This window comes from Microcoleus sp. C2D2 (assembly GCF_036702495.1).
Lineage (GTDB): Bacteria > Cyanobacteriota > Cyanobacteriia > Cyanobacteriales > Microcoleaceae > Microcoleus.
In genome coordinates this window covers 23,666-32,221 of the sequence record NZ_JAUBTO010000094.1, presented here as the reverse complement: position 1 = coordinate 32,221, position 8,556 = coordinate 23,666, and the positions used below count along the sequence as shown (strand labels likewise).

Below are 8,556 nucleotides of genomic sequence, written 5' to 3'. Positions count from 1 at the left end.
GATAGTAGCTGGTTTGAGATTTAAATTCAATCTGATATCGCTCTGCTATATAATTAGCAACAGCAGATATATCCCACTGGTTTTTATTGGTTAACCATTGGACAATTTCCTCCCGTTCTTCTGGCTTAAGCTGTCCCTGCGAGCCTTGATGATTTAAGAGCAATCCTTCAATTCCATACAACGCATAATTGATTTTCCACTTACTGATAAATGGAGATGATACTCCCAAAATTGTTTGAATAGTTTCGCGACAGATCCCTTCAATTAGCATCCGAACTGAAGACAGCTCTTTTTAGTTCTCTTGGGTCGGGATTGCCGGCAATAAAATTTTCGAGTTCTAATAAACCTTGGGCTTCATCTTCTCTAAATTTGTCTGAGGATTTCTCTCGGATCATTTTAACTCCTACTTAGATTTACATCCCTCATTATATACGTTCGAGGATTTACAAATCATTTGCGATCGCTATAGGATTTTTGTTCATATTGCCAGTGTTACCCGGTAAATAGAGTCGATCGAGTGAAGGTGTAGGCCCCTAAAAAATAAGATTTTATTGGGATTTGAGGTGCTGTTAATTAATACAGTCTCTCACCTTTTTTTTTCAATTTTTTTTCCTCAAGAGTTTTGAGGAATGCGTTGCGCAATGGCATTTGTTATAGCACGAGCTTACTAATGACCAGCCGTTTTTCCGCAAGCGCCTGACTCTGACTGCGTTTCTCTATCTTAAGATAGATAATCTGCAATGCCCACCCGATCGTATTTTAGTTGATGGGGGATACACAAGCTCTTGCCCGCATTTTTTGGTTCAACTTCTTTTCTCAGTAATAATACGGATACTCCCTCTCAATTTTTTGTAAACTGTGTAACATCTATCCCGACATAGATTTTACAGCCAAGTTATAGGATTTGAGATTTGAGATTTGGGAATGAGTGATTACCGTCAGGTTTGGAGCTTGTCTGCGGTTGCATTCTTTTTTTAAACAGGTGTCAAAATTAGGCAAATTTTGCACAACTAAAAGGTGACTCCCCTGTAATTGATGCAGGTTCAGCAACCCAAGTGCGATCGCACGAATCAACCCTCCTTGACACAATCCGCTACAATCTAGGCAGGCGAATCTTGTTCAAAATGTCTTGCAGCCGTTCTGAAACGCCGCCCAATTGTTCTGACAAAGCTACAAGTTTGCCGTAAGCTTCAACTAAACGATCGCCCTCAACGTAAACTTCTGGAGTCGGATAATTCTTCATCGCTTCCAGCAGCGTAATCTCGTTATCATTAGTGGCAGACAGCACCAAGGCGTCGCGCAAAGCTTCTCGATTTGCATTCCCAGAAGGAGTGCGAATTACCTGACCCACTTCATCGAGAATTATTTCCCCAACCTTACTCTTGAGCGTCCGATCCAAAAAGCTTTGACTGACTTTCACCGGTCTCGTCAGACTGCTGCGAACCGCTTCCGGGTCTTTCTTTGCCTTTCCCAGCAGCATTTCTAACCCCGGCGACATTTTCCCAGTTTCTGCAAAAATTTCTAATTCGCTGACTGGTAAAGTCATTCGGATCGCACTGTATTTGAGCACTACCTTTTCGGCAGCCGCCGCAGCACTGCTGTAAAATACAATTCCCGCGCCTGCTGCTAAAAATAAGGTCCATTGCCCTTTGAAAAATGATCGGCTCATAGTAAAATCTCCCAACATCTTTTTCTAATTTGACTGTGACACATCTCTACCAATCTCCCGCTCCTAGCAAAATGCCGAACGCCAGCTCTTCTATTAGTGAAGGCTGGCGCTGGGCTTAAATTTATTTTATATATTTAGGGTCTTTATGAAGGCTGACCCCAATTGAACGAATTACAAGCGGTTTATGATTAGGGTCTTTAAATTTGCTGACCCCAATTGAACCCACTCTTTGATTATGACAGGGATCGATCGCAAACCAGGATTTCGTTATAATTTCTTTATATTTCTAACTTTTCTTTGCCTCAGATAGATTTTTGTCTCGATTTGTAAATTTTTGTTACTTCCCCTTCGGGGCTCGGCGCTCGGCGCGCTGCTCCCAGCGAAACAGGAAGACCATCAGAGCCACCACTCCGACTTGGAGGGCAAAATTGGGCAAAGCAGAACCTATTTCGCGGCCAGAGGCAATTTTAGCGAGGAAAACCAAGCCGCCGATAAAGCCGGAAGCGCCGCAAGCTACGTAGACAAACTGTCGCATAGGCCGGTAGGGAGCGGCCATTTCTGCGGTTAAACGCTCGTATTGTTGGCGGCTGAGGTTGCGGGGGTTTTTTGGGATGTATGTGCGATCGTCCGAATTTGGGGCTGGCATAGATTTAGGAAATAGGTAAATTAGGATTGGGCGACAAAAACCCGGTTTCTACCAAAATTATTTTTGCTGACGGGGTAAATACAGCCGAAAGACTGGGTATTTGGTACTGAGTGCGCCGAAGAGATTGAATATTAGATTACCAGAAAAATGGGGTTAGAGCCTCCCCCTTCTAGGGGGACTTTCTCCATGTTTTTGGTTGGATAAAACCAACCATTCCTATGATAAACGAGTTCTCACAGGCGTACAGAAGGAAAACAAGATGCTCACCCTCGAATTCAAGGCTTACGCAAAACCAGATCAGTTCCAGGCAATCGATGAAGCGATTAGAATTTGTCAATTCATTCGCAACAAATCGATCCGGCTTTGGATTGATGGTATGGTGGAGCTAAATCATGGTTCGCTCTTTCTAAGTATTGTGCGATTTGGGCTAAAGAATTTGACGAATGCGAACAAGTTAGGCGCGATGGCTCGACAAGCTAGTGCAGAAAGAGCATAGGCTAGTATTTCTCGCTTCAATGAAAACGTCAAAAAAGGAATCAAAGGTAAAAAAGTCGGGTTTCCGAAGTTCCAAAAAAATAGTCGTTATGTTGAGTACAAAACCAATTCTTGGAAGCTTTCAGAAGATAGAAAATCAATCAGCTTTACCGACAAGTGCGGAATTGGGCGAGTGAAAATGAAAGGCACTCGTGAGTTAGGCTTTTACGCTCCGAGTCAAATCAAGCGGGTGCGGCTAGTCAAGCGTGCAGATGGATTTTATATTCAGTTTTGCGTGTCAGTAGAGCGAGTAGAAACGGTTGTAATGACAGGCAAAACAGTTGGATTGGATGTCGGGCTGAAAGAGTTTTACACTGATTCAAATGGCGAAATAGCTCCCAATCCTAAGTTTCTGCGTAGAGGTGAAGCACAGCTAAAACGTGCCCAACGTCTTGTAAGCAGGAAGGTAAAAGGTGGGTCAAATCGCCAGAAAGCTAGAGTGATTTTAGGTAAGCGACATCTCAAAATAAGTAGACAGCCGTATTGCACAATGCTATCAAGTTGGCAAGGTGCGCAATCACATCAAACGATGTAGTGGTTTAGGTCGATTTGAGAGTGTCCAACATGGTTAAAAATCACTGCTTGGTAAAATCAATTAGCGATGCTTCTTGGCACCAGTTCAGAGTGTTCTTAGAATATTTTGGAAAAGTGTTTGGTCGGATTACCATTGCGGTGAACCCTGCTTACACCAGTCAAGAATGCAGTAATTGTGGGGAAGTCGTTAAAAAATCTCTATCCACCCGAACCCATATTTGTAAATGTGGATGCCAGATGGATAGAGATCGTAATGCCGCAATTAATATCCTGAATCGCGGGATAGGTACGACGGGGCACGTCGGAACTTCGATCTTAGAGATCGTAAACGCTTAGGGAGACTGGATCTCTGGGTTAGGCGCCCAAACGCTCTTAATTTAAGTCCGATCTACGATCTAAGAATCCTTACGCCTTCAGGCCCAGGAGTGTCAAAACAAATAGCTCACAACTGTCGAAATAAATTCACCGCTGAATCCAAACCACAACTGTCTGCAAACAGCCGACAAAAACACCCAAAATGCCTCCTAAATTTACAATTCCCTGCAATTCGCTTTGGACAATTCCCTGAATTGCTAACTCCAACTCTTCAGGAGAAGTACCTTTTACTCGATCGACAATCACCTGGTCAATATTCAAAATCGGGATAGCCTGAGCTACAATATTTTCTAAATCCCGCTCTAGATAGCGCTCTAAAACCAAAGCCAGTTCTTGGCTGACAATTCCCAGGGAAGCGCTCATCACCGCTGAAGTTTGCAATCGCTTCAGAAGCAACCGCGAAATATTTTCCCAGTCAATAGATTTGCTCAACCCCTCAAGTACGTCTGTACCCCGCTGCTGAACGTAGCTGCGAACGCTGTCGCGCATAGTTTTTCGCAACTGTCTGACTGTCGAAACAGGTAAATTTTGCATCGACAAATTTTGCAGCCATTCCTGAATTCGCCCGCGAATTCCCAAAGAAATAGTTAACTCTGCTAAGCGCTGATTTGTCGCTTCTCTGTCATCCAGACAAAAAGTCCGCAGCCGAGTTAAAGTGTTGCGCAAACCAAACAAATTTGCTACTACCCAATAAGTGCCGCTGCTTTTTTCTCGAAACCCTTCATCGATGATCGAAATATTGCGATCGGTCAAAAAGTCTATTAAAGCCTGCCGCAGCACTTCCGGGGGTATTACTACCTGCAACAACCAATCAGCAAGCTGAGCCGACTGAGATTCTGTTAGCTGAAGCTCCAGCAAAACTTGGTCAAAAATTTGATTGAGCTGAGCTTCTAAAAAATCTTCCCGGCGCGCCAAAACTTTGAGAATTCTGGGTACAGATTCTCCCAGCAAATCTCGCAGAATGTTAGCGAGAATTTTAGCGGTTTTTTGCTCTGCGTCTTCTTTTACCTGATCCAGCGCCAACTGCAACAGCCAGAGAATCACGGACTGCATCCGCTCGGTTTGCAGGAGGCGGCGCGCTAAGTTTTGCAGCTCCTCTGGCGTCAGCAGCGAACCCATAATTGTGTCGGAAATTCGCTTTGCCAAGCGCTCTTGGTTGCGGGGGATCAAGCCTGGAGTGAAAGGCAACTGCCGCCCTTTGATGTAAATAGCTCGATAGGGGCGGAACAGCATTTTGATAGCTATATCGTTAGTGAAATAGCCAATAATTCCTCCCACTACAGGTGGGGCAACCAACAGCCAAATGTCAGACGGATTCATAAGGGATTAAAAATAGGGTAAGGTGCACACGGAGTATTGCACCATACTGTTAGACGGATCATTTAAACTGCCAGGATTTTTAGTCAGGTACGCACGCCAGCGGTGCACCCTACACTTAGAGTAATGATTGAGAATACCAGCATTTTTAGTAAGGTGCGCGCACTCCTAGGTGTACCCTACTGTTAGATAGCTGATTTAGACTGCAAACATTTTTAATTTTCAATTCATTTGGCCAGTACCAATACTCCCATCATAGCTCCAGCAATAGGATAGTGGGTGGCGGCGGCAAATCCGGCTTTGTGGGCGATCGCGACTTGCTCCTGACCGATCGGGAATTTTTCTAAACTAGGATTAATGTAGGCATATTCTTGAGTCATGCCAAATTGCTGAGCAATGGGCACTACGAGAGTGTCGAGATAAAACTGCTGAAAGCTCCGCATTAGGGAATTGCTGGGGCGGTGGAGGTCGAGAATAGCTGCTTTTGCACCGGGTTTGAGCACGCGGTGCAATTCCTGAAGACTGCGGGGGATGTCTGTCACGTTGCGCAGCCCGTAACCCATTGTGGCGCAGTCGAAGTAATTGTCGGCAAAAGGCAAGTGTAGGGCGTCAGCTTCTACCCAGGAAATGGGACTTGCAGGGGTGAGAAAAGGTCTCGCGCGCCTGGCCGCAACGGCTAATTGTTCGGCAGAAAAATCTACTCCAAATACGCAACCGGTAAGCCCTGCTTGTTTTGCCAGCAGCAAAGCTAGATCCCCGCTGCCGCAGCACAAGTCTAAACAAGTATTTCCGGGGCCGGCACTGCTCCATTTCACCGCCATAAGCTTCCAAATTCGGTGCTGCCCAAAGCTCAACCAGTCGTTCAATTGGTTGTAAACTGGTGCAATGCGATTAAATATAGTTTTAATTTGTTCGGCGTTATTAGTCATTACTCATTTGTCATTGGTAATTGGTGATTGGGGAAAAAGTAATTGGTAATTCGGGAAAATGTCAGCCGGAACTAATAATTAATCCGTCCCTTCATGTCATGCTGTCGCCAGTCATTAATGCTTTTTTATTTATTAGCTATCGGTGCTATTTTGTCTTTAATCATTGGTTTGCTATCCTTTTCGACTCAAGACACAAAGCCGACTAAGGACTAAGGACTAAGGACTAATGACTAAGGACTAATGACTAAGGACTAATGACTGATGACTGATGACTAAGGACTAATGACTGATGACTAATTACCCTGAAAACTCGTCAATACCAAAGCAACTTCTTGAGCGGCGAGGTGAACTGTTGTGAGTTCGTCGGGGCGCAGGGAACAAGGCTGCTTCCACTGGATGGAAATCAGGGCGATCGATCGACCTTTGTGAATCACCGGGACGCTCAGGTGAGCTTGAATGCCTGATTTCTGATAGTGCGGCACGCTCGCTAGGGCTGTGTCGTTCGCAATATTCACAGCACCCTGAATAGTTTGAGAGGCGATTGCCTCTCGAGCCAGAGGGTCATCTGCCAGCCAATTTTCCACAGTTTGGCTGGTGGTGTGACTGCCTTGGACTGGCATTAAAACAGTTCCTTCCACCAGTTGCAAAATGCAAGCATCAGCCAAAAAATTATCGCTTATAGCAGTAGCAATTGGCTGTAAACTTGCTTCCAAACTCGGATAATCCACAGCCGTTTGCATGATGGTTGCTAACAGTTGTATTTGATTTTGGGCGCGTTCCAATTCCTCAGTCCGCTGCTTGAGAACTTCATAAGTCTCGGCCGCCTTTTGCACCACCATTTTCAATTCGTTTGGGTCCCAAGGCTTGGTGATATACTTGTAAACCTGTCCTGAGTTAATGGCATCCACCAAGTCTTCAATGTCCGTAAAACCAGTCAAAATAATTCTGACCGTATTCGGAAACTGTGGCACGGTTTTGCTCAGAAACTCGGTTCCCTTCATTTCTGGCATCCGCTGGTCGGAAATGATCACGGCAACCTCGCCTTCGATGCCGAGGACTTCCAAGGCGCGAATTCCGCTCTCAGCTTTGAACACGTTAAAATCTCGTCGGAAAGTGCGGTAGAGTAAATCCAGATTGTCTGGTTCGTCGTCTACTACCAGCATTTTGGGCTTTTTCGGTCGGTGTAGGGTCATGAGCTGGCGTTTAATTTGATCTAGCTCTGGAATGGCATTATACATAACAATACGATAAACTCCCCTTTGTAAATTTAGGCGAGCAACTATTCTGTAACAATAGTCTCATAACTCACTTACTCTCAATCTATCGCTCTGCCGCGACACGAGCCTTGCCGGTATCCAATCACACATAACTTAGCGCTGGTTTTTGATTCAATTATGACTGATACACCGCAAGATTCATCTCCTCCTGCATCTGCACCCTCCACCAATGCTGTGGATGCCGAAAAGTTAATTCGATCGCTCCGCCGAAAAGAAGGCACTTGGGTAGAGTGGGGACACGCCTGCACTGCACTGGTAAAAGCTGGCTACAACTCTCAAAGAATTTTTGAAGAAACAGGTTTTGAGCCAATTCAGCAAAATCAAGTGAGCGTCGCAGCCCAAGTCTACACGAGCATGGTAAATGCTGGGGCTTCAGAGTTGGTTCGATCGCACTTCCTGACCAAAGGTAGTGATATCTTATACGAGTTTCGGATTCTCTCTCAGGTAGAGCGGGCCGGGGCGGCCGCTTTGATGCTAACCCATAATTTGGATGTTGACGATGCTCGCCAAGTTGCTAAAGCGATCAAGGAGTTTTCGCACTTCGGGAGTCTCCCCCAAGGGTTCACAGACACTCCCGGGGATGCTATGGCTTACCAATGCTGGCAATTGGCGAGACAGAAAAGCGATTTGCAAGAGCGATCGCGCTTAATTGCTCGCGGTTTAAAATTAGCTAGCAGCCAAACCGCTAGGGCGCAAATCGAGCAGTTGCTCGTCGATTTTACCGTAGTTGCCAGACGGGAATCGCCCCGCTTGCCTGTCTACCGGCTCGATTCTGAGGAACAATTGCCCCGAGTTGTCCCCGTTGTGGGCAAATTGCCACTCTCTACGACAGATTTGCTGGCAGTGCCTTTGCCGGAGGAAATCGAGCCATTCCGAATGGTAAAATTTTCCGGAGCCGGAGCTTGGGTGGCGATTCCCGGATGGCAGGTAATTTTGAACGCTGAAGATCCGGTGGCGGTTTTGGAAATGAGCGATAGATTGCCGGTACCGCTGCAAGGCAAAGTTGAAGAAGTTTTGATTATTGCCGATCGAGCCCAAAGACAGTGGGATCCTGAGAGTTATTTCCTCGCCGATAACGCGGGCAATTTAGAATTGTACTGGTTTGAACAATCCCCACATATTCCTATTTTGGGGCGAGTTGTGCTGGTGATGCGGCCCAAAAAGATTGTTGATGAAGATTATACCAAAGATGGATGGCAAATAGACGATTAGTCATTAGTCATTAGTCATTAGTCATTAGTCATTAGTCATTAGTCATTAGTCATTAGTCATTAG

Annotated in this window: 9 protein-coding genes and 1 pseudogene; 4 read left to right on the top strand and 6 right to left on the bottom strand. The window is 45.5% G+C overall.

All coding sequences use genetic code 11. From position 1 onward, the window contains the following. The 3 genes and pseudogenes from QUB61_RS25470 to QUB61_RS25460 form a co-directional block, all read right to left on the bottom strand. Positions 1-395, bottom strand: a pseudogene (locus tag QUB61_RS25470) (helix-turn-helix domain-containing protein); the annotation flags it as partial. Positions 396-1,093: 698 nt separating this feature from the next. After that, the gene (locus QUB61_RS25465) at positions 1,094-1,669 is read right to left on the bottom strand and encodes an alpha/beta hydrolase (RefSeq protein WP_333135827.1); all 576 of its coding nucleotides are present in this window, start codon (positions 1,667-1,669) and stop codon (positions 1,094-1,096) included. A gap of 337 nt (positions 1,670-2,006) precedes the next feature. Next, a complete protein-coding gene (locus QUB61_RS25460; RefSeq protein ID WP_333135825.1) occupies positions 2,007-2,315 on the bottom strand; it encodes a DUF3493 domain-containing protein in 309 nt (102 codons plus the stop codon). Between the two features lie 196 nt (positions 2,316-2,511). On the opposite strand from QUB61_RS25460, the gene QUB61_RS40070 reads away from it, so the two are divergent. The 3 genes from QUB61_RS40070 (at position 2,512) to QUB61_RS40060 (ending at position 3,719) form a co-directional block, all read left to right on the top strand. Then, on the top strand, positions 2,512-2,811 hold the full coding sequence (locus QUB61_RS40070; RefSeq protein WP_445300281.1) for a hypothetical protein: 300 nt from the start codon (positions 2,512-2,514) through the stop codon (positions 2,809-2,811). Between the two features lie 177 nt (positions 2,812-2,988). Then, positions 2,989-3,384 (top strand): RNA-guided endonuclease InsQ/TnpB family protein, encoded by a 396-nt coding sequence (locus QUB61_RS40065; RefSeq protein ID WP_445300282.1) that lies wholly within the window; start codon positions 2,989-2,991, stop codon positions 3,382-3,384. 29 nt (positions 3,385-3,413) lie between these two features. Continuing rightward, complete coding sequence (locus QUB61_RS40060) at positions 3,414-3,719, top strand: RNA-guided endonuclease InsQ/TnpB family protein (RefSeq protein ID WP_445300283.1); 306 nt, start codon at positions 3,414-3,416, stop codon at positions 3,717-3,719. A 126-nt stretch (positions 3,720-3,845) separates the two neighbouring features. Here QUB61_RS40060 and QUB61_RS25450 read toward each other — a convergent pair whose 3' ends face one another. The 3 genes from QUB61_RS25450 to QUB61_RS25440 all read right to left on the bottom strand — a co-directional run bounded on the left by QUB61_RS25450 (position 3,846) and on the right by QUB61_RS25440 (position 7,242). Then, the gene (locus tag QUB61_RS25450; protein WP_333135823.1) at positions 3,846-5,078 is read right to left on the bottom strand and encodes a DUF445 family protein; all 1,233 of its coding nucleotides are present in this window, start codon (positions 5,076-5,078) and stop codon (positions 3,846-3,848) included. Between the two features lie 224 nt (positions 5,079-5,302). Further along, positions 5,303-6,004, bottom strand: coding sequence for a bifunctional demethylmenaquinone methyltransferase/2-methoxy-6-polyprenyl-1,4-benzoquinol methylase UbiE (ubiE, locus tag QUB61_RS25445; RefSeq protein ID WP_333135821.1), 702 nt, complete (start codon positions 6,002-6,004; stop codon positions 5,303-5,305). A gap of 293 nt (positions 6,005-6,297) precedes the next feature. Further along, positions 6,298-7,242, bottom strand: a complete 945-nt coding sequence (locus QUB61_RS25440; protein ID WP_333135819.1) for a response regulator — start codon at positions 7,240-7,242, stop codon at positions 6,298-6,300. 156 nt (positions 7,243-7,398) lie between these two features. Here QUB61_RS25440 and QUB61_RS25435 point away from each other — a divergent pair, with 156 nt between their 5' ends. Beyond that, on the top strand, positions 7,399-8,493 hold the full coding sequence (locus QUB61_RS25435; protein ID WP_333135817.1) for a RuBisCO accumulation factor 1: 1,095 nt from the start codon (positions 7,399-7,401) through the stop codon (positions 8,491-8,493). Positions 8,494-8,556 lie beyond the last annotated feature (63 nt).

What these genes read in the sequence shown, in the direction of transcription:
- QUB61_RS25435 (WP_333135817.1), top strand. Translation starts at nt 7,399, where the DNA reads ATGACTGATACACCGCAAGATTCATCTCCTCCTGCATCTGCACCCTCC.
- QUB61_RS25460 (WP_333135825.1), bottom strand. Translation starts at nt 2,315, where the DNA reads ATGCCAGCCCCAAATTCGGACGATCGCACATACATCCCAAAAAACCCC.
- QUB61_RS40065 (WP_445300282.1), top strand. Translation starts at nt 2,989, where the DNA reads ATGAAAGGCACTCGTGAGTTAGGCTTTTACGCTCCGAGTCAAATCAAG.
- QUB61_RS40060 (WP_445300283.1), top strand. Translation starts at nt 3,414, where the DNA reads ATGGTTAAAAATCACTGCTTGGTAAAATCAATTAGCGATGCTTCTTGG.
- QUB61_RS25450 (WP_333135823.1), bottom strand. Translation starts at nt 5,078, where the DNA reads ATGAATCCGTCTGACATTTGGCTGTTGGTTGCCCCACCTGTAGTGGGA.
- QUB61_RS25440 (WP_333135819.1), bottom strand. Translation starts at nt 7,242, where the DNA reads ATGTATAATGCCATTCCAGAGCTAGATCAAATTAAACGCCAGCTCATG.
- ubiE (WP_333135821.1), bottom strand. Translation starts at nt 6,004, where the DNA reads ATGACTAATAACGCCGAACAAATTAAAACTATATTTAATCGCATTGCA.
- QUB61_RS25465 (WP_333135827.1), bottom strand. Translation starts at nt 1,669, where the DNA reads ATGAGCCGATCATTTTTCAAAGGGCAATGGACCTTATTTTTAGCAGCA.